Raw genomic sequence first — 20,417 nt, 5'->3', positions numbered from 1 at the left:
GGGTTTGCCGTTGGCATCCTGTCTTCGTCGGGCAAGGGCGAAGCGTTGGGCGCGGCCCTTGGTGGCTTTGGCGTGACCGGGTCGAACCAGTCGGTTGCCGACCTGCAGGCGTTGGTTGACGGGGCGATGGCGCGGTGGGGGCGGGTTGATGTGCTGGTGAACAGCGCCGGCCACGGGCCACGCGGCGCATTGCTGGAGATCAATGACGACGACTGGCTGCGTGGGCAAGAAGTGTACTTCTTGAACGTGGTGCGCCCGACGCGGTTGGTAACGCCGATCATGCAGGCGCAGGGGGGCGGGGCTATCATCAACATTTCCACCGCCTGGGCGTTTGAACCCTCGGCGATGTTCCCGACCTCGGCTGTGGCACGGGCCGGGCTTGCGGCTTTCACCAAGATCTATGCCGATATCTACGCGGCAGCCAACATCCGGATGAACAACGTCTTGCCGGGCTGGATCGACAGCCTGCCGGGTACCGAGGAACGCGCGGCGATGGTGCCAATGAAGCGTTATGGCACGATGGCTGAAATCGGCGCCGTTGTGAGCTTTCTGGCCTCAGACGGGGCCGGTTACATCACTGGGCAGAACCTGCGCGTCGATGGCGGATTGACGAGGTCGGTATGAGGTCAGAGCGGAACCAGCGCCTCCAATTCCGGCAAAAGGACGACGCTTTCCTGCTCGTTCGGGTCGGTGCGGCTGATCACGGCGGTCGCCGGGCCGGGGCCGGGATTGAAGGGCAGGTGCGGCGTGTCGGCGGGGATGTAGAGCAGCTCTCCGGCGGACACTTCCATCCGGTGTTCGAGGGCCGTGCCCCAGTACATCACGGTGACGCCTTCCAGCATGTAGATAGCGGTTTCGTGCGTTGCATGTTTGTGCGCCTTGGCGCGGCCACCCGGCGGGATGGTCAGCAGGTGCGTGCAGATGCCGGTGCTGCCGACGGTTTGCGCGGCGATGCCGGCGTTGTAGGTGAAACCCTGTTTGCCGTCAAAGGTGCCGGTCGGGCGCAATTTGCGGCAGGGGGTCATGGGATGCTCCGTCTGGGAATGATCATCGGGACAGATTACCACGCAGTGGGGGCCGAATGAAGGATACGCTGAACGTGGCAAAGCCGGTGATCGAGGCCAAGGGCCTGAACCTGGTATTCCAGACGGCGGACGGGCCCGTGCATGCGTTGAAGGACGTGAACCTGGTGGTGAACCGAGGCGAGTTTGTCAGTTTCATCGGGCCGTCGGGCTGTGGCAAGACCACGTTTCTGCGCGCGATTGCGGCGTTGGAGACGCCCACAGGCGGCACCTTGACGGTGAATGGAATGACGCCCGACATGGCGCGGCAGGCCCGGGCTTACGGCTATGTGTTTCAGGCGGCGGGGCTTTATCCGTGGCGGACGATCGCGGGGAACATCCGGCTGCCCCTTGAAATCATGGGGTTCTCCAAGGCGGAGACGGACACGCGGGTGGAGCGGGTGCTGGAGTTGGTGGAACTGGGCGGTTTTGGCAAGAAGTTCCCGTGGCAGCTGTCGGGGGGCATGCAGCAGCGGGCGTCGATCGCGCGGGCTCTGGCGTTTGATGCGGATATCCTTTTGATGGATGAACCCTTCGGCGCGCTGGACGAGATCGTCCGCGACCGGTTGAACGAGGAAGTGCTGAAGCTGTGGGCACGGACGGGCAAAACCATTGGTTTTGTGACACATTCGATCCCCGAGGCGGTCTATCTGTCCACCAAGATCGTGGTGATGAGCCCGCGACCGGGGCGGATCACTGACATCATCGACTCGCCTTTGCCGAAGGAAAGGCCGCTGGATATCCGCGACAGCCGGGAGTTCATCGAGATCGCGCATCGCGTGCGCGAAGGCCTGCGTGCGGGGCATTCGGATGAGTGAGGCGCTGTCATGAGCGGGCTAAGTTTCCTGTGGCTGGGGGCTGCGACGGCGGTGTTCGTGGCCGCAAACGCGGTGCTGAAGACCTATGCGGTGAAGGGAGGCATCCCCGTGCTGATCGGGGCGCTGGCGCTGTTCTGTCTGGGCAACTGGCTGATGGTGCAGGTGATGCGGCTGAACGGGCTGGGGCTGGCGATTGCGCTGTCGGCGATCTTTCAATTGGTGGCGATTTCGGTGATGGCGATCTTTGTGTTTGGCGAAAGGCCCACGGGGTTGCAACTGGCTGGCATGGCTTTGGGCTGCGTGGCCGTGGCGATGATTGCGTGGCCGACGGGAGCGAAGGGATGAGCCGGGTTCTGCCTGTCCTTACCGTCCTCGCCGGGATTATCGTGCTTTGGTATCTTGGCGCGGTGTGGCTCAATTCGACATGGGTCTATGACCAGGCCGAGCGGGCGGGGACCACGGTAACCCTGGCTGAGGTGATCCCCCAGACCATGGCGCAGGAGCGGCCGTTGCTGCCGCCGCCGCATCAGGTGGTGGCGGAGCTGTGGCAGGGCGTGGCGGGGCAGGCGGTGGCGTCGAAGCGCAGTCTGGTTTACCACGCGTTCGTGACCTTCAAGGGCACGATGATGGGGTTTGCGCTGGGGATCATCGTTGGCGTGGCGCTGGCGATGTCGATCGTGCGGTTCCGGGTGATGGACATGTCGGTGATGCCCTGGGCGATCATCAGCCAGACCATTCCCATCGTGGCGCTGGCGCCGATGATTCTGGTGGTGTCCAACCAGTTGGGGGTCTCTGACCGGGACGTGCCAAAGGCAATCATCGCGGCGTATCTTTCGTTTTTCCCGGTGCTGGTGAGCATGGTCAAAGGCCTGCGCAGCCCGGATCAAATGCAGCTGGACCTGCTGCGGACCTATGGCGCAAGCGAAGCGCAAACGTTCCTGAAGCTGCGGTTGCCGGCGTCGATGCCGTATTTCTTTGCGAGCCTGAAGGTGGCGATCGCGGCCAGCCTGATTGGAACGATTGTGGGCGAATTGCCAACCGGGGCAATCGAGGGGCTTGGCGCGCGGATGCTGATCGGGTCGCAGTTCGGCGAGCCGTTGATCATGTGGGCAAGCCTGTTCGCGGCGGCGATACTGGCGGGGATGCTGATCCTGGCGGTTGGGGTGGTGGAACGCTTTGCCCGCGCGCGGATGGGGGCTCCGGCATGACCTGGCTGGCGGGAACGTTTGCCGTCTGGCTGGCGGCCTGGGCGCTGAATGCGCGGGTTGCGGCCAGTGGCTGGGCGCGGACCACGGCGGGGCGCTTGTTCGTGCCGATCCTGTTCGGGGTGACCATTCTGGTGGTCTGGGAGGGGCTGGTGCGCGGGTTGAACGTGGCCCCGGTGATCCTGCCGCCGCCAAGCGCGATTGCGGCAAAGATTGCGGGGTCGCTGCCGATCCTGTGGGTGGATTTCGCGCAGACTTTCCTCAAGGGCGCGCTGCCGGGGTTTCTGATCGGTTGCGGGGCGGCGGTTGTGGTGGCGATTGCGATTGACCGAAGCCCGTTCTTGCAGCGGGGATTGCTGCCGATTGGCAACTTCGTGGCGGCTTTGCCGATTGTGGGATTGGCGCCCATTCTGGTGATGTGGTTCGGGTTCGACTGGCAGTCGAAGGCGGCTGTTGTGGTGGTGATGGTGTTCTTTCCGGTGCTGGTGAACATGGTCGCGGGGTTGCAGGCATCCGAACGGATGCAACGCGATCTGATGGCGACGTGGGGGGCGTCTTACTGGCAGAGCCTGTTGAAACTCCGGCTGCCGGCAGCAATGCCCTTCTTGTTCAACGGGCTTAAAATTGCATCGACTCTGGCCCTGATCGGCGCGATTGTAGCCGAGTTTTTCGGCAGTCCGGTCTATGGCATGGGGTTTCGCATCTCGACCGAGGTGGGGCGGCTTGGCCTCGACATGGTATGGGCCGAGATTGCGGTGGCGGCATTGGCGGGGTCGGCGTTCTATGGGCTGATCGCGCTGATCGAACGGTGGGTGACGTTCTGGCACCCTTCGCAAAGGCATTAACCAATGGCCCGGAACGCGGGCCCAACACGGGGAGTAGACGATGAAAAGACTTCTGACAGCGGCATTTGTAGCCGCGATGGCCACCGGCGCGCAGGCCGAAGATGTGACGCTGCAACTGAAATGGGTCACGCAGGCGCAGTTCGCGGGCTATTACGTGGCACAGGCCAAGGGCTTTTACGAGGAAGAGGGGCTGAACGTCACCATCCTTCCTGGCGGGCCGGACATTGCGCCCACTCAGGTGATCGCGGGTGGTGGCGCGGATGTAGTGGTCGATTGGATGCCGTCGGCGCTTGCCGCGCGGGAAAAGGGCCTGGCGCTGGTCAATATTGCGCAGCCGTTTGCGTCTTCGGGCCTGATGCTGACCTGCCTGAAAGAAACCGGGATCACCGCGCCTGCCGACTTTGCCGACAAGACGCTGGGCGTGTGGTTCTTTGGCAATGAATACCCGTTCCTCAGCTGGATGTCGCAACTGGGCCTGAAGACCGACGGTTCACCCGGCGGTGTTACGGTGCTGAAGCAGGGCTTCAACGTGGACCCGCTGCTGCAAAAGCAGGCGGCTTGCGTATCGACGATGACCTACAATGAATACTGGCAGGTGATCGATGCGGGCCTGACGCCGGATGATCTTGTGACATTCAAGTATCAGGACATGGGCGTGGCCACGTTGGAAGACGGGCTTTACGTGCTGGAAGACAAGCTGGCGGACCCGGCCTTCGAGGAGAAGATGGTCAAGTTCGTCCGCGCCTCGATGAAGGGGTGGAAATATGCTGAAGCCAACGCGGATGAGGCGGCGATGATCGTGCTGGAAAACGACCAGACCGGCGCGCAGACTGAAGCGCACCAGAAGCGGATGATGGGCGAGATTGCCAAACTGACGGCAGGTTCGACTGGCGCGCTGGATGTGGCAGCTGCGGAAAAGACTGTTGCCACGCTGCTGGCTGGCGGGTCTGACCCGGTGATCACGGCCGCACCGACAGGTGCCTGGACCAGCGTCATTACCGACAAAGCGCTGGCGAACTAAGCCAGCTTGCAAAAGCCAGGGGCGCCGTCCGACAGGGCGGCGCTCTTTGCTTTGTGTCAGTGCCTTGGTGGCAGTGGCCCTTTGCCTTCTTTCAATCCCAGAGCCTGAAGTTGCGAAGAAAGTTTTTCGGCGCGCAGGATTGGTTGCGGGCCCGATTTCCAGCAAAGCATTCCGAAAACTGCGCCGAGTTTCGCGACGTGAACCACGAGCCGCTTTCGGCATGCTTTCAGATTTGTAAACCTTTACCAGTTCTGTAAAGTGGCAGGCCAAGAGGATCTGTGATGCCGCTTTCTGCCCTTACCGGAACTCGGTTGCGCGAACGCCGTCTGGCGGCAGGGCTGCGTCAGTCGGATGTTGCGGCGCTGGCAGGCATTTCGGCCTCATATCTGAACCTGATCGAACATAACCGCCGGCGGGTGACAGATGAGGTGCTGGTCCGTCTGGCGACCGCTTTGGATCTGGACGTCCAGGTGCTGTCAACCGGAAACGAGGTCGCGCTGATCGAGGATCTGCGGGTGGCAGCCGCCGCCTCGGGGGAGGCTGGTCCGGAGATCGACCGACTGGAAGACTTTGTCGGGCGTTTTCCGGGCTGGTCACGGTTGGTTTCCCAGTTGCAGGGGCGGGTGGTCGGTCTGGAGCGCGCGCTGCAATCGCTGAATGATCGGATGACGCATGATCCGCACCTTTCGCAAGCGGTGCACGAAGTGGTGCAGGCGCTGTCCTCGGTGCGATCCACCGCGGCCATTCTGGCGGAAACGGAAGATCTTGATCCCGTATGGCGGGTGCGGTTTCACCGCAACTTGCATCAGGATAGCGAACGGATGGCGGTCGGTGCCGAAGCTTTGGTTGCCTATCTTGACGCGGGAAGCGGCGCGGAGGAGCAGGGGATCGCAGCCCCGCTTGAAGAATTGGAAGCATGGCTGAAGACGCGCGACTGGCGGTTCAGCGATGCCGAACTGTCGGGCGGGCTGGAGAGTGAAGTGGCGGGGCTTGCCTCGGTTGCGGCGCGGTCATTGGCGCGGGGCTATCTGGCTCAGGCCGCGAGCGATGCCTTAGCCATGCCCGAGGCGGCATTTCGGGCCGCGCTGCAGTTGAGCGGACCTGACCCGCTGACGCTTGCAGCACAGTTTGGCACGGATGTGCTGGCCGCAATGCGCCGGGTCATCACGGCGTCAGACATGTCGGCCGGTCTGGTGGTTTGCGATGCGTCGGGCACGCTGCTGTTGCGCAAGCCCGTGACCGGATTCCCGTTACCCCGGTTTGGGTCGGCCTGCCCGTTGTGGCCGCTGTACGCGGCGCTTGGCCGGCCGATGGTTCCGGTGGAGGCGGTGGTGGAAACGGTTGGACCGGCGGCCATGCAACACCGGGTGATCGCATTTTGCCAGACCCGCTATCCCGCAGGCCTGCGCGGACCCGAGCTGCGCGAGGCGGCGATGCTGATCCTGCCGCAACCGGAGCGGAGCAGTGACGTCAGCCGAGTAGGATCGACTTGCCGCATCTGCCCGCGCAACGACTGCCCCGCGCGGCGCGAGCCCTCGATCTTGTCGGAAGGCCGCTAGGGCACGGGACTTTTGACACTGAGCTGCGTTGCGCAGATAGTGACAAGGGCTGGGGGAGGGTGCCCGGCCCAAGGGGGGGAATTGGAAAAGCACGTGCTCCTCATCGAGGACGAGCCGAATATCGCGGAGGCGATAAGGTTCATCCTGTCGCGAGACGGCTGGCAGGTATCGCACGAGGCCGACGGCAGCAGGGCGCTGGCGCGGGTGCGCGATCTGCGCCCCGATCTGGTCATTCTTGATCACATGCTTCCCGGCCTGTCCGGGCTGGAGATTCTGGCGGCCCTGCGCGCTGATCCGGCAACGGCGGCGATCCGGGTGTTGATGTTGACTGCCCGCGGACAGGGACGTGATCGCGAGGCTGCGGTTGCGGCTGGGGCGGATCGGTTCATGATCAAACCGTTTTCCAATGCCGATATTCTCGCCGAAGTGCGGGCAATGATGGAGCCCTGATGGCACGCCCGAAACGCCCGGTTTTCCTTGCACGCGCGCCTTATCGGCGTCGCCGTCTGCGCGATGCGGCGCGGCTGTTACCGGTGTTTGGCGCGGTTCTGATGATCTTGCCATTGCTGTGGTCACTGGATGCAGATGCGGCGCGGCTGCGGTCGGGCGACGTGATCTATTTCTTCGGGCTATGGACCGTGTTGATCCTGGTTGCCGCAGTCTTTGCCCCCGGCTTGCAGTCGGGCGTAGATGCGGATGACGAGGAGGATTGAGATGCCCTTCAATCTTCTGGTCGCGGTCTGCCTTGCCTATGTGATCTTCCTTTTCATCGTGGCCTTCGTGGTGGAGCGCCGTGCGCGCGCGGGGCTGTCGGGCTGGCTGCGCTCGCCTCTGGTCTACACCTTGTCACTGTCGATCTATTGCACGGCCTGGACGTTTTACGGCGCGGTTGGCTATGCGGCGCGTTCGGGTCTGGAGTTTCTGACGATCTATTTCGGGCCGACGCTGGTGTTCATCGGCTGGTGGTGGGTGTTGCGCAAGCTGGTCCGGATCGGGCGCCAGCACCGCGTCACCTCGATTGCCGACCTGATCTCGTCGCGGTTTGGCAAGTCCAATACGCTGGGGGTGATCGTCACGGTTATGGCAGTGGTCGCCGCGACGCCCTACATTGCACTGCAGTTGCAGTCGGTGGTGCTGTCATTCGGAGTGTTCGCCAGCGCAGCACCTGACGGGTTTTCACCGCTTGATACCGAACAGACGGCGTTTTGGGTGGCGGTGGGACTGGCGCTGTTCACCATTCTGTTCGGCACCCGCAATCTGGACGCAAAGGAACAGCACCACGGCATCGTTACGGCCATTGCGGTAGAGGCGGTGGTGAAGCTGGTGGCACTGCTGGCGGTCGGCAGTTTCGTGGTCTGGGGCATTGCCGGCGGTGTGGCCGAGACGATTGCGCGGATCGATGCGTCCGATCTCGCGGCCTGGCAAGTGCAGCCGGGGCGCTGGACCGGACTGATCTTTCTGTCGGCGGCGGCGGTGATCTGCCTGCCCCGGATGTTTCAGGTAATGGTTGTCGAAAACTCGGATGAGGGGCATCTGGCGCGGGCAAGCTGGGCCTTCCCGCTGTACCTGATGGGGATGAGCCTGTTCATCGTGCCGATCGCGGTGATCGGGCTGGAGCGGCTGCCGCCCGGATCAAACCCCGACATGTTCGTGCTGACACTGCCTTTGGCCGAAGGGCAGGGCGGGTTGGCGATGCTGGCGTTTCTGGGTGGGTTTTCATCAGCCACCTCGATGGTGATCGTCGAGACCATTGCACTGGCCACCATGGTGTCGAACCATATGGTGGTGCCGTTGTGGCTGCGCCTGCGCCCGGCGGCGTCACGCGGCGATGATTTGCGCAGCGTGGTGCTGATAGCACGGCGCTTCGGGATCGTGGCGGTGCTGGCGCTTGGCTACGGCTATTACCACATTTCGGGTGGATCGACGGCGCTGGCAGCCATCGGGCTGATCGCGTTTCTGGGGGTGGCGCAATTTCTGCCGGCAATGCTTGGCGGCATCTTCTGGCGCGGGGCGACGCGGGTCGGCGCGATTGCCGGGTTGGTGACCGGGTTTGTGGTGTGGGGCTACTGCTCGTTCCTGCCGTCCTTCGGGCCGGGGGCGGTTTTTGCATCGTCGGTGTTTGCCGAGGGGCCTTTCGGGATCGGCTGGCTGCGGCCGCTTGGGTTGTTCGGCACCGGCGGGATGGACCCACTGATCCACGCGCTGTTCTGGTCGATGACGTTGAATGCCACGGCGTTCTTTCTGGGCTCGATTCTGACGTTTCCGGGGCCGGTGGAGCGGCTGCAGGGCGCGGCATTTGTGAATGTGTTTGACGACCCGGTCGGCCCGCAACGCTGGGCGCAGGGCCGGGCCGACCCGGAGGCGCTGCTGAGCATGGCGCAGCGTATTCTAGGCGAGGACGCGGCGCTTGCGTTGTTTCAGGAGGCGGCGGCCGCCCAAGGCAAGGACGGGTACCTGCCCGATCCGACGCCCGCCTTCCTTGGGGTGCTGGAGGGGCGTGTATCGGGGTCTGTCGGGGCGGCCACGGCGCATGCGATGATGAGCCAGCTGGTCGGTCGGGCAACGGTGACGGTGGAAGACCTGATGGCGGTTGCCAGCGAATCCGCGCAAATACTGGAGTATTCGGCCAAGCTTGAGGCGCAGCAGGGCGAGCTGTCACGCACAGCCGGTGCCCTGCGGCAAGCCAATGAAAAGCTGACGCAATTGTCGATCCAGAAGGATGCTTTCCTAAGCCAGATCAGCCATGAACTACGCACTCCGATGACTTCGATCCGTGCCTTTTCCGAGATCTTGACCCAGGGCGATTTGCCGCCGGCCATGGTGACCAGATACGGGCAGATCATCCATGACGAGACCAAGCGGTTGACCCGCCTGCTCGATGATCTGCTGGACCTCAGTGTGCTTGAGAACGGGACGGTTCAGCTGACTTTGGCATTGACCAGCCTGCAGCAGATGATCGACACCGCCCTGACCGTAGCCCGCCAGACCCGGCCAGAACGTAGCTTTCAAATTGACCGCGACCTGACGGCGGAAACCGTCTTTCTGAAGACCGATGCCGACCGTCTGACGCAGGTGTTCATCAATTTGATCTCGAATGCGCGGAAGTATTGCGATGCGGCACAGCCGGAACTGCGGATCGTGGTGCGGATGCGGGGTGGTCGGGTCATGGTTGATTTCATCGACAACGGACGCGGGATTCCCAAGGATGCGCAGGCCCTTGTTTTCGAGAAATTCGCCCGGCTGACGGATGAAAACCGGGCCGGGGGTGCGGGTTTGGGGTTGGCGATCTGCCGCGAGATCATGAGCAACCTTGGCGGCACGATTTCCTATCTGCCGGGGCAGGGCGGCGCAGGGTTCAGGGTCACTGTCCCGTTGCGCCTGGAAAAGGCTGCGGCTTAACCCTTTGTGAAGGCCCCGTTCCGTATGGTGAACGCAACACTATACGGGGGCCGGGAATGTCTGACGTGATCCGCCGCAAGATCGACCGGGCTTTGGCTGCGCAAGGCGACGGCGCGCCGGGTGCGGATCGTGGTTGGCGGCTTGCGCTGGCGCGGGCTGCGCGCAACGGGCTGGGCCTTGATCTCGAATTTCGCCGGATGACAATCAGCCGCTGCTCGCTTGCCGAACTGCTGGACATGCCGCCCGAACAGTCGCTGTTGGCGCTGCTTGACGGGCCGGAGGCTGGATTGGGGCTCTTGATCCTGTCGGCGCCCGTGCTGTCAGCTTTCATCGAGGTGCAGACGATGGGGCGCGTCTCGGCTCAGGCGGCCCGGCCGCGTAAACCCACGCGCACCGATGCGGCGATGGTTGCGGGCGTGATTGACAGTGCGATGGTCGAGATGGAGGCGGTGCTGTCGGATGAGGCTGACCTGGTCTGGGCTGGTGGATTTCGCTACGCGTCGTTTCTGGAGGAAGCACGCCCTCTGGGCTTGCTGCTGGAGGAGGAAAGCTACCGCGTATTGCTGGCCGAGGTGGCGCTGGCGGGTGGTGCAAAGGTGGGTGATGTGATCCTTGCCCTACCTGCCGTAGGGCGTGGGCAGCGACCAAACGCCGGGGCGATCATGGCGGCAGATCTTGTGGGCCCGCAGTTTGCGGCGGCGCTGAGCGCCCAGGTGATGCAAGTGAATTGCACACTCGACGCGGTGCTGAGCCGCGTTTCGTTGCCGCTCAGCCGGGTGATGGGTCTGACAGAAGGGGATGTGTTGGCGTTACCGAACGCATCGCTGGATACGGTCACGCTGGAGACGCCTGACGGGCGTCGATTGACGGGTGGAAAGCTGGGGCAGAATCGTGGGATGCGTGCGTTGCGGATTGCCAAGGCGCAGCAAAGCATGACCGCATCCCGGCCCTTGTCTGGCGCGAATGGTCCAGCGTCGCAGGCGGCCGTTCTGCCGGAAGCAAGCGCAGAGACTGCGCCTTTGCGCGCCACTGGCTAGTGCGAAAACGCATGCCTTGCTCGGTGGTTCAAACGTGCAGTACTGCGCGTCAGACCACCACTGCTTTGCACGGCAGTTACCGTCTGCGCCAGCAAAGCTGTGAGGGGAGGTGCCTTCTGGCGACGCCATCCTATGCTGTGCGGTGCGGATCAGGCCTTGCGGGCAGCAAGGGCCATGATCTGGGGGCGCAGATGTTCGAGTTGATAGCCGAAACCGGCGGGCAGGCCGATCAGCTCATCGACAGGCATGTTTCCCGCTTGCGACAACGCCCAAACGACCGAAGACCGGTTCCCGGACGCACAGTACGCCAGCACCGGCCCACTTGCTGCAGCGATGGCGGCACCCTGTGCCTCAACATTCTCAGGCGTCATGGCACCACCGACCACCTGATTGACGACGAAGGTCAGGCCCAGCGCCTCGGCCGCCGCCTGCATCTCGGAGGCGTGCAAATTCGGAGGAATCTCACCATCGGGCCGGTTGTCGATCACGGTGGTAAAGCCGGCGGCCTTGATGGCAGGCAGGTCGGCAAGGTCGATCTGCGGCGAGACGGCGTAGGTGGCAGTGAGGCTGCGAATGTCCATGGAATCTCTCAAGGTACGAGGGGTCGACTGGAAAGCCGGCGGCGCAAAGGGGCCGCAGCCAGCATAGCGATCAGCATTGCAACAAGGAAGACCGCTCCTCCAGGCCCGCCAAACCCAAGCGAGGCCAGCGCCGGACCAGGGCAGAGGCCTGCCAGCGCCCAGCCCGCCCCGAACAAGACAGAGCCCCAGATCAGGCCGGGGTCAAGTCGTTGCACACCAAGGGTGGGCAACGGCGTACCTAACATTGAAATGCGGGCGCGCGCTGCGATCCGCCAGGCCACCGCCATCGGCAAAATTGCGCCGCCCATCACGAAGGCGAGCGTCGGGTCCCAATCACCGAACACGTCCAGCCAGCCTTGCACTTTGGTGGTGTCGGTCATGCCTGAGATCACAAGTCCCAGACCGAAAATCGCCCCCGAGAGGGCGGCAAACAGCGCACGCTGCATCAAATCAACTCCCAGCCATGGCGCAGGGTGGCCATCATCACGCCTCCGGCCAGAATGTAGATCACCGTCGCCACAATGCCGCGCAGGCTGAGCCGCGAGATGCCGCAGACCCCGTGACCCGAGGTGCACCCGTTCGCCAGCCGCGTGCCAAAACCCACCAGAGCCCCGGCAATGGCAACCTGCGCAAGATTTTCAGTCAGGTGTGTCTGCGACGGGAACACTGGCAGCAACAGCATCGGCATAGCGATCAACCCGACGAGAAAGGCCGTGTTTTCTTTCCAGCCTGCACCCGCACTGCCATCGGCCAGCGCGCCAATGATGCCCGACGCCCCCATGACCCGGCCATTGATCAACAGGAACAGTGCCCCGGCCCCACCAATCAGCAAGCCACCGGCCAGGCCCCAAAGCCAATCTGTCTGGATCATCGCGCCGCCCTTTCCGCTGTCTCTACAGGCCGTTCAGGGGCACCTTGAGATACGAGGTGCCGTTTTCCTCCGGCTCCGGCATATGGCCTGCTCGCATGTTGATCTGCAAGGATGGGATGATCAGACGCGGCATTGCCAACGTCGCATCGCGCGCCTCGCGCAAGGCAACAAACGCCTCGCGGCTGCGGCCCGCGCCGATATGGACATTGGCCGATTTCTGTTCTTTGACAGTGCTTTCCCAGGCGAAGCTGTCACGTCCAGGTGCCTTGTAGTCATGGCCCACAAAGATCCGGGTCGCGTCGGGGAGGGCCAGGATTTTCTGCACGCTTTCGTACATTACCGCCGCTGAACCGCCGGGAAAATCACAGCGGGCGGTGCCGAAATCGGGCATGAACAACGTGTCGCCAACAAAGGCCGCGTCCCCCAACACATAGGTCAGGCAGGCGGGGGTGTGGCCCGGGGTATGCAGCACCTCGCAGCGCAGTTGGCCGATCATCAGGCTGTCACCATGGGCAAACAGCCGGTCAAACTGGGATCCGTCGCGGGCAAAACGGGTGCCCTCATTGAACACCTTGCCAAAAGTGTCCTGCACCACCGTGATACGGTCGCCGATCCCGATCTTGCCACCCAGCCGTTCTTGAATGTAGGGGGCTGCAGAAAGGTGATCCGCATGCACATGCGTTTCAAGAATCCATTGCAGATCAAGCCCTTGGGTTATAGTCGCAGCAATTATCGCATCTGCGGACCGCGTGTCGGTGCGCCCCGAGGCATAGTCGAAATCCAGAACTGTATCGATCACTGCCGCAGCGCGGCCGTGCGGGTCTTGCACCAGATAGGTTATGGTGTTGGTGGCTTCATCAAAGAAGGCCTGAACTTTGGGGGATGAGTGGGTCATGGCGCATTATCCACTGCGGGTGGCCTGCAGTCTAGGCGAAAGCCAAACCAATAGTATAACAGGAATGTATTGGTCGGCGACAATTGACTTGGGTCAAGGCGTGCCACGTCGCGCTGCACTAACCTGTGATGACACGGACAGGAGATGCAGATCATGCCGACACCGAAGGCAACCCCGATTGCCACACGCAAAGCCATTCTCGACTCTCGGCTGAACGACCTAGGCGTCCGGCTTTTGTCGATCGAGGAAGAACTTGTCACCCATGCTGACCCCGATTGGGGGGAGATGGCGATCGAACGCGAAGGTGATGAGGTGCTAGAAGCGACCGGCTTGGCAGGAGAGCTTGAGGTGCGACAGATTCAGGCAGCGTTGCGCCGGATCGCGGCGGGAACCTACGGCTTGTGCACGCGCTGCGGCGGCGAAATCAGTCAGGCGCGGTTGGATGCCCTGCCAGCAACGCCGTTTTGCAAGGAGTGCGCGCTATGAGCAAAACCCTTGTCGAAGATATCCTCGCGCTGGAAGCCCAACTGCTTAGCGCCAGTCTTGCAGTTCAGGCGTGCTCGCTGGATGTGCTGAAGGCTGAAATGTGCGCACTGGGAGCGATAATGCCTGGCCATATCCCGGCAGCAGACAGCCATGGGCCCCAAGACGATGCCACCCAGACCGACGCGATGGTCGAGGCGGAATTCGACAATATGCCGGTGTAAACTTCAACCGTCGCAAAGGCTTGCCAAGGATGGGCGATTGCCGCTTACTCTGGCCTTGAATGGCGAGGGGAGACGGTATGGCCACGGGCGTGATCACCTCGGAACGTCAGGGTGACATCTTGGTGGTGACGCTGGATCACCCACCGTCAAATGCGCTGTCTGCGCAGATGCGCGCAAGGTTGATCGCGGTGCTGGCCGATACCGGGAACGCCCGCGCCGTTGTGATCCGCGGGGCGGGCGCTGTGTTTTGCAGCGCCCTGCGGCTGGATCCAGGCGAGCGTAGGCCCACACTTTCGGCGGTGTGTCTGGCTTTGCAGGACTGTGCAATCCCGGTGGTTGCTGCCTTGCATGGTGCAGTGATCGGACCGGGCGCGGAACTCGCACTGGCTGCGCAGGCGCGTGTGGCGCGAAATGATACGCGCTTTGCCTTGCCGGACATTGCGTTCGGGTTGCCGCCCGAAGGCGGCGCGACGCAGCGATTACCCCGGCTGGTCGGCCCGTCTGAGGCCATTCGCATGCTGACAACAGGGGGTGCGGTTCTGGCTGACGAAGGTCAAACGCTGGGATTGTATGACGAAATTACGCAAGGTGATGTAGCCGAAGCTGCAATCAACTTTGCCCTGCGACTGGCCGAAGCGCCGCCACGACCGCGGGGATTGGGCGACCCGATCACCTATCAAGCCGCGATAGCGACCGCGCGACGACAGTGGCGTGACAGCCTGCCAGCAGTGGGCCGGATTATCAGCTGCGTTGAGGCTGCCTTGCTGTTGCCCATGGAAAACGGCCTTGCGATCGAGGCGGTTGCCTATGAAGACCTTGAAGGTTCCGACGAAGTTGCCGCATTGCGGGCTGCGGCACGGGCAGAACGGCGCGCATCTGCGCTGCCGCCGGCGGTTGCGCGCGCCCATCCGGCGCCGATTACCTGCATTGGCATCGTGGGCAGCGGGCCGGGCCTGTCCTCAGCCGCATTGCTGGCGCTGATACAGGGCTTTACGCTGACGTGGATTGCGCCCGATGCCAGAGCGGCGGAGCAGACCCGCGCTTCGATAGACCAGCGGCTTGAGGCAGATCTGCGCATCGGCCGGCTTGTTGCGGCTGATCGGGATGCGGCGCGAGGGCGGTTGTCCTGTGGCACCGACCCATCGGAACTGGAGGCGGCGGGTCTGGTCATCCATGCCCTGACGCCGGATGCCTCCGTGCTTCGCCATGCGCCGCCCGGTGCACCGCAGTTGGTGCTTGGCGGCGCGCCGGGCGAGCTGGGGCTGGCCATCGCACCATCGGGGCGGCTAAGCGAGCTTGCATTGCCGGATGAGGAGCCGCCCGAAGCAATTGCCACGGCGGTGGCTGCGTTGCGACGGATGGGTGTGCCGCCCCTGTTGGTCGGGCAGCGCCCGGTGCTGGGGCAACGTCTGGCACAAGCGGGCTATACTGCGCTGATGCGGATGGTCGCGCTGGGAGTTCCGCACCGGGTGATAAGCTCTGCACTGGCGGCATTTGGTGCGCCCTTGCCTGAGACGCAGTTGCCCGATAGCCAAGGCGTTCTGCGCGCGATGTCTGCAGAAGAAGTGCAGCTGCGCTGGTTGGGGGCGCTGGTCAACGAAGGTCTGAAGCTGCTGGATAGCGGCATTGCCCGCAGGCCTTCGGATGTGGATCACTGTCTGGTGGCCGGGTACCAGTTTCCACGCTGGCGGGGCGGTCCGATGCACCAGGCTGACCGGATTGGCCTCATGGTGCTGCGCCGCGATCTGCGGCTGTGGGCCGCCGAAGACCCGTTCTGGACGCCGGGACCGTTGATCGACCGGTTGATTTCAGATGGCTTGCGGTTGCCCGTACTGGACGGTTGACGCAAGACCGGCGATGGCGTCAGCCCAGAAGTATGCCCGCGACCACCAGCATAAGGCCCAGCGCCGACACACCAAGCGCTGCCATGTTGATCGCCACCACGCGCTGCAATTCGGCACGCATTGCCGTGTCGTCCAAGCCCGCGCGACGCGCCCGCATGGCGCGCAAGATGCAGTAGGCCAGTCCCGCAACCCCCGCTAGCGAGATGGCAGCGCCGATCCAGATCATGGCTTGCATCTTGTATCCTCCCTCGGCGCCTTTGCCTGCGCCGCGTGGCTAGTCGTTTCGGATGTCGGGTGCAAGGCAGATGCCGGTGACGGCGCCCTCATCACGGCTTGAACCCCGGGCAGGTGGCGGGTTAGGAACACACGGCTGCCCGGTCTTGCGACAGGGGCGGCCCGCCCAGACCCTAACCCGAGAATTGAGGACCGATATGGCCGATATGAGCGATGCCTACGCTGTGACCGCGGATGAACTGCGCCAGTTCATCGAGCGCTATGAGCAGCTTGAATCGGAAAAGAAGGACGTGACCGAACAGCAAAAAGAGGTAATGGCCGAGGCCAAGGGGCGCGGCTATGACACCAAGGTCATCCGCAAGGTGATTGCCCTGCGCAAGCGCAAGCCCGACGACATCGCCGAAGAAGAAGCGATCATGGAAATGTACAAGACCGCATTGGGAATGACCTGAACCGGCCTGATCAGGCAGAAAGAAACCTGACGCCGGGGATGCGCTTGATGCGCTCGACATCCTCGAGGTATCGCCGGGTCAGGTCGGCAACCAGTTCCTCTGACCAACCCGGCACTTCGAACTCCATTTCAAGCATGTCGGGGATGGCGAACTTTTCCAGGAATGCAGTCACGATGCGGCGCCGCTGGGCGATGCTGACTGGTGGATGGGCCGCCGAATAGGCGTTCATGCGCGCAAGGCCGTCGGCCGTCATCAGCCTTGAGAGCAGCTCGTCGGTATCCGAAAGTACCGTACCCTCGGCCGGGCCGGCAACCGCCTGCAGGACCTCGGGCCAGATCAGCGGTGTGTCCTCATCGCACCAGACCGTCAGTTCCACATTCGGGTTGTAACTGCGGATTTGACTGATCGTGCTCGACCACTGAAGCCCGGTTGGGTCGATGGTGGACAGAAACTCCGGTTGGCCTTTGGTGACAATTTTTTCCTGCAATCCCGGCAGGAAGGTCGCGGGATTGCGGATGGCAAGGTGAAATTCGGCCTCGATGTCGGGAAAGATCTGGGTGAAGGCAAGGCTGCGTTCCCCGGCAAAGGCATAGATCGCGTCGGTCACCGCCCAGGTCGGAAAGCTCAGAAAGCTGTCCCAGCTAAGAATCAATCGTTCGGCATGCGGTTCGTCCATGATCTGATCGAGAATCATCGCCTGCGTCTGTTCAGAGGCAGCCGAGCCCTTCAGTTGCAGCACCGTGTCGCGCAGCAATTTGCGATAGCGGGTGGGCGAAGGGACGATGATCCCCTGACTGGCAAGGCTTGATCGGTTCTTCAACAGACACCGGACAAGCCGGTCGTCGTCGGTGCAATGGGCGCCCAAATGATAGACGATGCGCATGTGGCCCTTGTTTCTGGTGCTTCGGTGCCGCCGTGGGCCTTCAACGCTAATCATACGGGGTTTTGTGGACAGTTAAACTGCTTTCCTGTAAGCCGCGATCAAGATGACTGACGAAAACACTCAAGTACCGCGCTTGCGGCTGCGGTTCCCGCTTAATCCCTGGGCGATCGGGGCGGTCGTCATTGCGATTGTGGTGCTTGCACCGGTTCTGTCGATTCTGTGGATCGCGTTTCACCCGACAGAGAACATCTGGCCGCATCTCATGGCGACGGTGTTGCCGCGCTATCTGACGACCACAGTGATTCTGATGGCAAGCGTGGCGATCCTTACCGCTGCGGTCGGTACCGGGGCAGCATGGTTGGTCACCATGTACCGGTTTCCCGGGCAGCGCTGGCTGACCCATGCGCTGCTGTTTCCTTTGGCAATTCCGGCCTATGTCGGGGCCTATGCGCTGGTCGACTTTCTTGATTATGCCGGACCATTGCAGTCGATGCTGCGTGCCACCTTTGGCTGGGCGTCGTCGCGGGACTATTGGTTTCCGCAAACCCGATCGGTCTGGGCGGCGTCGGTGGTGCTGTCAGCGGCATTTTATCCATATGTCTACTTGCTGGCCCGCGCGGCGTTCCGAGAACAGTCGGGCTGCACTTACGAAGTGGCGCGGTCGCTTGGCGTCGGGCCTTGGGGTTTGTTCCTGAGGGTCGGGCTGCCGATGGCCCGCCCTGCCATTGCAGCCGGGGTGGCCTTGGCGCTGATGGAAACGGTGGCTGATTATGGCACGGTCTACCACTTCGGTGTTCAGACGCTGACGACGGGGATCTTTTCCACATGGCTGAACGGTGGCAATGCAGGGGGGGCGGCGCAGATCGCGGGGGTGATCCTCATGCTGATTCTGCTGTTGGTCCTGATTGAACGCCTTGGCCGCCGCAACGCGCGTTTTCATGGCCTGAACCGCACCGCACGACCGTTGGTGCCGCAAACGCTTGATCCGCTGCGCGGCTGGTTGGCGTTCGTCGCTTGCGCCGTGCCCTTTGCCATTGGGTTCGTTTTGCCTGTCGCGGTCATGCTGGCGCGGTCGTTGCAGGCCCCAGCCGGTTGGCTTTCGCCCGGTCTTGGAGACGCGTTGTTGAACACGCTGATCGTAGCGGGGGGGGCGTCGGTCGCCACGGTCGGGGCAGCGTTGTTTCTGGTTTATGCGGTGCGGATGGCTGGGCGTCGGGTGGCAAGGGTAGTGCTGCCGGTGACCCTGCTGGGCTATGCCGCGCCGGGCGCGGTGCTAGCCTTGGGGCTCTTGGTCCCACTGGCAGCGCTTGACCATCGCCTTGCCGACGGGATCGAAGCTTTGACCGGCCATGATCCGGGTTTGCTGATCACGGGCACCGCCTTTGCCTTGGGGCTTGCCTATCTCGTGCGGTTTTTCGGCATTGCCCAGGGTGCGCTAGATGCGGCGTTCGGGCGGGTGTCGCCGTCGCTGCCGATGGCAGCCCGGTCGCTTGGGCGCAGCGCGGGAGGGGCGCTTGGGTCGGTCTATCTGCCGCTGATGCGGGGATCGGTGGCGACTGCGTTGCTGGTGGTCTTCGTCGATTGCGTAAAGGAGCTGCCGGCGACACTGCTGTTGCGACCGTTCAACTACAACACGCTTTCGACCCGGGTGTTCGAACTTGCCAGCCTTGAGCGGTTGAGCGAGGCTGCGCCTGCGGCACTGGTGGTGATGGCAGTGGGCCTGCTGGCGGTGGCCATGCTGGCAAGGGCAAACCGGAGCTGACCCCTTGCGAGAACAGCAAAGCACGGGTATCTGAGGGGCGTTGCCCTTATAGCTCAGCTGGTAGAGCACCTGATTTGTAATCAGGGGGTCGCGGGTTCGAGTCCTGCTGGGGGCACCATTTATTCTTGAGATTACCTATATTTCAATAGGTTGCGAGATTTGTGCTTTTTCAATCCCCCTTGCTGTCCCCCTTCAGTCGCGCGTTGGTAGCTTGCGGACGTGCTGATGGACCAAGTTGCCGGTCGGCTTGTTCTTGCCCAACTCAGAGCAGTCGACAGACCCGGCCCATCCATTCGAGCAAGATGCACGGTTGCGATGCTACGGAACCGTGCAATCTGACTTCCTCGCGCAAATTGTACGGTTGCGATGTTGCCATTCTGCTGCGCGGTTGCCGACGCAGACCGCAAGTGCCCAAGAAAAACCAGCTGATGCAAGGTGAGCCGCGTTGGTCGTGATTCCGACAGGCGCCAAGCTAGTCCCTTGTTGTCTAAAGCCGGCGAGTGGTCTCGCTTTCCACCCGAACAGCGGCCAATGCGGGTTGCGAGCGCAGCACTTCGAACGAGCAGGGTAGCAAGGGACTCGAACTTCGACTGACCGATGGTATTGTGGTCCTTGGTGAGGTGCCGCGCAAGATCTTCAGCCTCGCGGTGACATGGAAGATGCGGACCGACAATCCGACGACGGCATTCCGCAAGCGCCCCGAAACCGCCCGCGAGCGGTTGCTGTCCTTCGAGAAAATCCAGCGGCTCGCCGAGGTCGGGACGGTGCTACTCCAGCCGGTCATGAAGATCGACATTGAGGTGCGATCGGTGTTCTCGGGCGCGCTGGTGCCGCTGGTTTCGGGGCTCAGGCAACTAAGATGCCGGAGTTTGTCGTGCTGATCTCGACGCTGGGTGGAGTGGCCACGTCCGGGCTGCAGGGCTTCATATCCGGGCCGGTGGTCGCCGCGATGTTCATTGCGGTCTGGACGACGTTCCTTGCGCGCGACCAGTTGTAACCGGCGCGCCGGGCCAATCCAGCGGCTCAGTTGCACAAATCGGCTGACGGTCGGACTTCCCCTTCTCCCAGACAGACCTACCCCACGACCTTCGTGACGGGGATACCGAGCGCGTTGAAGCCGTTCAAGACGGCAACACGGACCTGAAACTCTGCGACCTGACGGTCGAAGTCGCGGGCCATGAGGCGCTGACCTAGCAGTTTCACGCAATGCATCTTTGTCTCGACGCGGCTCCGGCGGTGATAT

25 protein-coding genes, 1 tRNA gene and 1 pseudogene are annotated in these 20,417 nt (G+C 62.8%); 19 read left to right on the top strand and 8 right to left on the bottom strand.

Annotated features, from left to right (window positions below; all coding sequences use genetic code 11):
- Positions 1-624 (top strand): SDR family oxidoreductase (locus RMO18_RS14450; RefSeq protein WP_309666821.1); only part of this gene is annotated, 624 nt, incomplete at its 5' end.
- Positions 625-626: 2 nt separating this feature from the next.
- Here the strand turns inward: RMO18_RS14450 and RMO18_RS14445 are convergent.
- A complete protein-coding gene (locus tag RMO18_RS14445) occupies positions 627-1,025 on the bottom strand; it encodes a cupin domain-containing protein (protein ID WP_309666820.1) in 399 nt (132 codons plus the stop codon).
- A gap of 56 nt (positions 1,026-1,081) precedes the next feature.
- Between RMO18_RS14445 and RMO18_RS14440 the strand changes: the two genes are divergently transcribed.
- From RMO18_RS14440 to RMO18_RS14395, 10 genes are all read left to right on the top strand, one after another.
- The gene (locus RMO18_RS14440) at positions 1,082-1,879 is read left to right on the top strand and encodes an ABC transporter ATP-binding protein (RefSeq protein ID WP_309666818.1); all 798 of its coding nucleotides are present in this window, start codon (positions 1,082-1,084) and stop codon (positions 1,877-1,879) included.
- A 9-nt stretch (positions 1,880-1,888) separates the two neighbouring features.
- Positions 1,889-2,224 carry a hypothetical protein gene (locus RMO18_RS14435; protein ID WP_309666817.1) on the top strand — a complete coding sequence of 112 codons (336 nt, stop codon included), beginning with the start codon at positions 1,889-1,891 and terminating at the stop codon, positions 2,222-2,224.
- Positions 2,221-3,087, top strand: a complete 867-nt coding sequence (locus RMO18_RS14430) for an ABC transporter permease (RefSeq protein ID WP_309666815.1) — start codon at positions 2,221-2,223, stop codon at positions 3,085-3,087. Before RMO18_RS14435 ends, RMO18_RS14430 begins: the two co-directional genes overlap by 4 nt.
- The gene (locus RMO18_RS14425; protein WP_309666813.1) at positions 3,084-3,929 is read left to right on the top strand and encodes an ABC transporter permease; all 846 of its coding nucleotides are present in this window, start codon (positions 3,084-3,086) and stop codon (positions 3,927-3,929) included. Before RMO18_RS14430 ends, RMO18_RS14425 begins: the two co-directional genes overlap by 4 nt.
- A gap of 40 nt (positions 3,930-3,969) precedes the next feature.
- Positions 3,970-4,950 carry an ABC transporter substrate-binding protein gene (locus RMO18_RS14420; protein ID WP_309666811.1) on the top strand — a complete coding sequence of 327 codons (981 nt, stop codon included), beginning with the start codon at positions 3,970-3,972 and terminating at the stop codon, positions 4,948-4,950.
- Positions 4,951-5,231: 281 nt separating this feature from the next.
- Positions 5,232-6,509 (top strand): helix-turn-helix domain-containing protein, encoded by a 1,278-nt coding sequence (locus RMO18_RS14415; RefSeq protein WP_309666809.1) that lies wholly within the window; start codon positions 5,232-5,234, stop codon positions 6,507-6,509.
- An 81-nt stretch (positions 6,510-6,590) separates the two neighbouring features.
- Entirely contained in the window at positions 6,591-6,959 is a 369-nt protein-coding gene (locus RMO18_RS14410) for a response regulator (RefSeq protein WP_309666807.1), read from the top strand.
- Positions 6,959-7,222 carry a hypothetical protein gene (locus RMO18_RS14405; RefSeq protein ID WP_309666806.1) on the top strand — a complete coding sequence of 88 codons (264 nt, stop codon included), beginning with the start codon at positions 6,959-6,961 and terminating at the stop codon, positions 7,220-7,222. Before RMO18_RS14410 ends, RMO18_RS14405 begins: the two co-directional genes overlap by 1 nt.
- A gap of 1 nt (position 7,223) precedes the next feature.
- Positions 7,224-9,908, top strand: a complete 2,685-nt coding sequence (locus RMO18_RS14400) for an ATP-binding protein (protein ID WP_309666804.1) — start codon at positions 7,224-7,226, stop codon at positions 9,906-9,908.
- 56 nt (positions 9,909-9,964) lie between these two features.
- Positions 9,965-10,945 (top strand): FliM/FliN family flagellar motor switch protein, encoded by a 981-nt coding sequence (locus tag RMO18_RS14395; RefSeq protein WP_309666802.1) that lies wholly within the window; start codon positions 9,965-9,967, stop codon positions 10,943-10,945.
- 149 nt (positions 10,946-11,094) lie between these two features.
- Here the strand turns inward: RMO18_RS14395 and RMO18_RS14390 are convergent, their stop codons facing one another.
- Genes RMO18_RS14390 through RMO18_RS14375 form a run of 4 tightly spaced genes read right to left on the bottom strand, consistent with a single transcriptional unit; the run spans position 11,095 to position 13,292 of the window.
- Complete coding sequence (locus RMO18_RS14390) at positions 11,095-11,526, bottom strand: TIGR01244 family sulfur transferase (protein ID WP_309666801.1); 432 nt, start codon at positions 11,524-11,526, stop codon at positions 11,095-11,097.
- Between the two features lie 8 nt (positions 11,527-11,534).
- Positions 11,535-11,972, bottom strand: a complete 438-nt coding sequence (locus RMO18_RS14385; protein ID WP_309666799.1) for a DUF6691 family protein — start codon at positions 11,970-11,972, stop codon at positions 11,535-11,537.
- Positions 11,972-12,394, bottom strand: coding sequence for a YeeE/YedE thiosulfate transporter family protein (locus RMO18_RS14380; protein ID WP_309666822.1), 423 nt, complete (start codon positions 12,392-12,394; stop codon positions 11,972-11,974). The genes RMO18_RS14385 and RMO18_RS14380 overlap by 1 nt, the downstream gene beginning before the upstream one ends.
- A 25-nt stretch (positions 12,395-12,419) precedes the next feature.
- Positions 12,420-13,292 (bottom strand): MBL fold metallo-hydrolase, encoded by an 873-nt coding sequence (locus RMO18_RS14375; protein ID WP_309666797.1) that lies wholly within the window; start codon positions 13,290-13,292, stop codon positions 12,420-12,422.
- A 153-nt stretch (positions 13,293-13,445) separates the two neighbouring features.
- On the opposite strand from RMO18_RS14375, the gene RMO18_RS14370 reads away from it, so the two are divergent.
- From RMO18_RS14370 to RMO18_RS14360, 3 genes are all read left to right on the top strand, one after another.
- Positions 13,446-13,778 (top strand): TraR/DksA family transcriptional regulator, encoded by a 333-nt coding sequence (locus tag RMO18_RS14370; RefSeq protein ID WP_309666795.1) that lies wholly within the window; start codon positions 13,446-13,448, stop codon positions 13,776-13,778.
- Positions 13,775-13,999, top strand: a complete 225-nt coding sequence (locus tag RMO18_RS14365; RefSeq protein ID WP_309666794.1) for a hypothetical protein — start codon at positions 13,775-13,777, stop codon at positions 13,997-13,999. Before RMO18_RS14370 ends, RMO18_RS14365 begins: the two co-directional genes overlap by 4 nt.
- Before the next feature lie 77 nt (positions 14,000-14,076).
- A complete protein-coding gene (locus RMO18_RS14360) occupies positions 14,077-15,843 on the top strand; it encodes an enoyl-CoA hydratase-related protein (protein WP_309666793.1) in 1,767 nt (588 codons plus the stop codon).
- Between the two features lie 19 nt (positions 15,844-15,862).
- Here RMO18_RS14360 and RMO18_RS14355 read toward each other — a convergent pair whose 3' ends face one another.
- Complete coding sequence (locus RMO18_RS14355; RefSeq protein WP_309666792.1) at positions 15,863-16,078, bottom strand: hypothetical protein; 216 nt, start codon at positions 16,076-16,078, stop codon at positions 15,863-15,865.
- 196 nt (positions 16,079-16,274) lie between these two features.
- Here RMO18_RS14355 and RMO18_RS14350 point away from each other — a divergent pair, with 196 nt between their 5' ends.
- On the top strand, positions 16,275-16,529 hold the full coding sequence (locus tag RMO18_RS14350) for a DUF2312 domain-containing protein (protein WP_309666791.1): 255 nt from the start codon (positions 16,275-16,277) through the stop codon (positions 16,527-16,529).
- A gap of 10 nt (positions 16,530-16,539) precedes the next feature.
- Here RMO18_RS14350 and RMO18_RS14345 read toward each other — a convergent pair whose 3' ends face one another.
- Complete coding sequence (locus RMO18_RS14345; RefSeq protein WP_309666789.1) at positions 16,540-17,349, bottom strand: hypothetical protein; 810 nt, start codon at positions 17,347-17,349, stop codon at positions 16,540-16,542.
- A 166-nt stretch (positions 17,350-17,515) separates the two neighbouring features.
- Between RMO18_RS14345 and RMO18_RS14340 the strand changes: the two genes are divergently transcribed.
- The 4 genes from RMO18_RS14340 to RMO18_RS14325 all read left to right on the top strand — a co-directional run bounded on the left by RMO18_RS14340 (position 17,516) and on the right by RMO18_RS14325 (position 20,171).
- Positions 17,516-19,174: an iron ABC transporter permease gene (locus RMO18_RS14340; protein ID WP_309666788.1), complete on the top strand. Its 1,659-nt coding sequence runs from the start codon at positions 17,516-17,518 to the stop codon at positions 19,172-19,174.
- A 42-nt stretch (positions 19,175-19,216) separates the two neighbouring features.
- Positions 19,217-19,292: transfer RNA gene (locus tag RMO18_RS14335), tRNA-Thr, on the top strand.
- A gap of 382 nt (positions 19,293-19,674) precedes the next feature.
- Complete coding sequence (locus RMO18_RS14330; protein ID WP_309666786.1) at positions 19,675-20,055, top strand: hypothetical protein; 381 nt, start codon at positions 19,675-19,677, stop codon at positions 20,053-20,055.
- A complete protein-coding gene (locus RMO18_RS14325) occupies positions 20,034-20,171 on the top strand; it encodes a hypothetical protein (protein WP_309666784.1) in 138 nt (45 codons plus the stop codon). The genes RMO18_RS14330 and RMO18_RS14325 overlap by 22 nt, the downstream gene beginning before the upstream one ends.
- A gap of 77 nt (positions 20,172-20,248) precedes the next feature.
- Here RMO18_RS14325 and RMO18_RS14320 read toward each other — a convergent pair.
- Positions 20,249-20,417 (bottom strand): annotated as a pseudogene (locus RMO18_RS14320) (IS5/IS1182 family transposase); the annotation flags it as partial.

Source organism: Tabrizicola sp. (assembly GCF_031377265.1).
GTDB lineage: Bacteria > Pseudomonadota > Alphaproteobacteria > Rhodobacterales > Rhodobacteraceae > JAUYQR01.
The sequence above is the reverse complement of the archived record's forward strand: the minus strand, read 5'-3'. Positions and strand labels throughout refer to the sequence as shown.

Bases quoted from the DNA above. Each gene is read 5' to 3' on its own strand.
- RMO18_RS14445 (WP_309666820.1), bottom strand. From the start codon at position 1,025: ATGACCCCCTGCCGCAAATTGCGCCCGACCGGCACCTTTGACGGCAAA.
- RMO18_RS14440 (WP_309666818.1), top strand. From the start codon at position 1,082: ATGAAGGATACGCTGAACGTGGCAAAGCCGGTGATCGAGGCCAAGGGC.
- RMO18_RS14435 (WP_309666817.1), top strand. From the start codon at position 1,889: ATGAGCGGGCTAAGTTTCCTGTGGCTGGGGGCTGCGACGGCGGTGTTC.
- RMO18_RS14430 (WP_309666815.1), top strand. From the start codon at position 2,221: ATGAGCCGGGTTCTGCCTGTCCTTACCGTCCTCGCCGGGATTATCGTG.
- RMO18_RS14425 (WP_309666813.1), top strand. From the start codon at position 3,084: ATGACCTGGCTGGCGGGAACGTTTGCCGTCTGGCTGGCGGCCTGGGCG.
- RMO18_RS14420 (WP_309666811.1), top strand. From the start codon at position 3,970: ATGAAAAGACTTCTGACAGCGGCATTTGTAGCCGCGATGGCCACCGGC.
- RMO18_RS14415 (WP_309666809.1), top strand. From the start codon at position 5,232: ATGCCGCTTTCTGCCCTTACCGGAACTCGGTTGCGCGAACGCCGTCTG.
- RMO18_RS14405 (WP_309666806.1), top strand. From the start codon at position 6,959: ATGGCACGCCCGAAACGCCCGGTTTTCCTTGCACGCGCGCCTTATCGG.
- RMO18_RS14400 (WP_309666804.1), top strand. From the start codon at position 7,224: ATGCCCTTCAATCTTCTGGTCGCGGTCTGCCTTGCCTATGTGATCTTC.
- RMO18_RS14395 (WP_309666802.1), top strand. From the start codon at position 9,965: ATGTCTGACGTGATCCGCCGCAAGATCGACCGGGCTTTGGCTGCGCAA.
- RMO18_RS14390 (WP_309666801.1), bottom strand. From the start codon at position 11,526: ATGGACATTCGCAGCCTCACTGCCACCTACGCCGTCTCGCCGCAGATC.
- RMO18_RS14385 (WP_309666799.1), bottom strand. From the start codon at position 11,972: ATGCAGCGTGCGCTGTTTGCCGCCCTCTCGGGGGCGATTTTCGGTCTG.
- RMO18_RS14375 (WP_309666797.1), bottom strand. From the start codon at position 13,292: ATGACCCACTCATCCCCCAAAGTTCAGGCCTTCTTTGATGAAGCCACC.
- RMO18_RS14370 (WP_309666795.1), top strand. From the start codon at position 13,446: ATGCCGACACCGAAGGCAACCCCGATTGCCACACGCAAAGCCATTCTC.
- RMO18_RS14365 (WP_309666794.1), top strand. From the start codon at position 13,775: ATGAGCAAAACCCTTGTCGAAGATATCCTCGCGCTGGAAGCCCAACTG.
- RMO18_RS14360 (WP_309666793.1), top strand. From the start codon at position 14,077: ATGGCCACGGGCGTGATCACCTCGGAACGTCAGGGTGACATCTTGGTG.
- RMO18_RS14355 (WP_309666792.1), bottom strand. From the start codon at position 16,078: ATGCAAGCCATGATCTGGATCGGCGCTGCCATCTCGCTAGCGGGGGTT.
- RMO18_RS14350 (WP_309666791.1), top strand. From the start codon at position 16,275: ATGGCCGATATGAGCGATGCCTACGCTGTGACCGCGGATGAACTGCGC.
- RMO18_RS14340 (WP_309666788.1), top strand. From the start codon at position 17,516: ATGACTGACGAAAACACTCAAGTACCGCGCTTGCGGCTGCGGTTCCCG.
- RMO18_RS14325 (WP_309666784.1), top strand. From the start codon at position 20,034: ATGCCGGAGTTTGTCGTGCTGATCTCGACGCTGGGTGGAGTGGCCACG.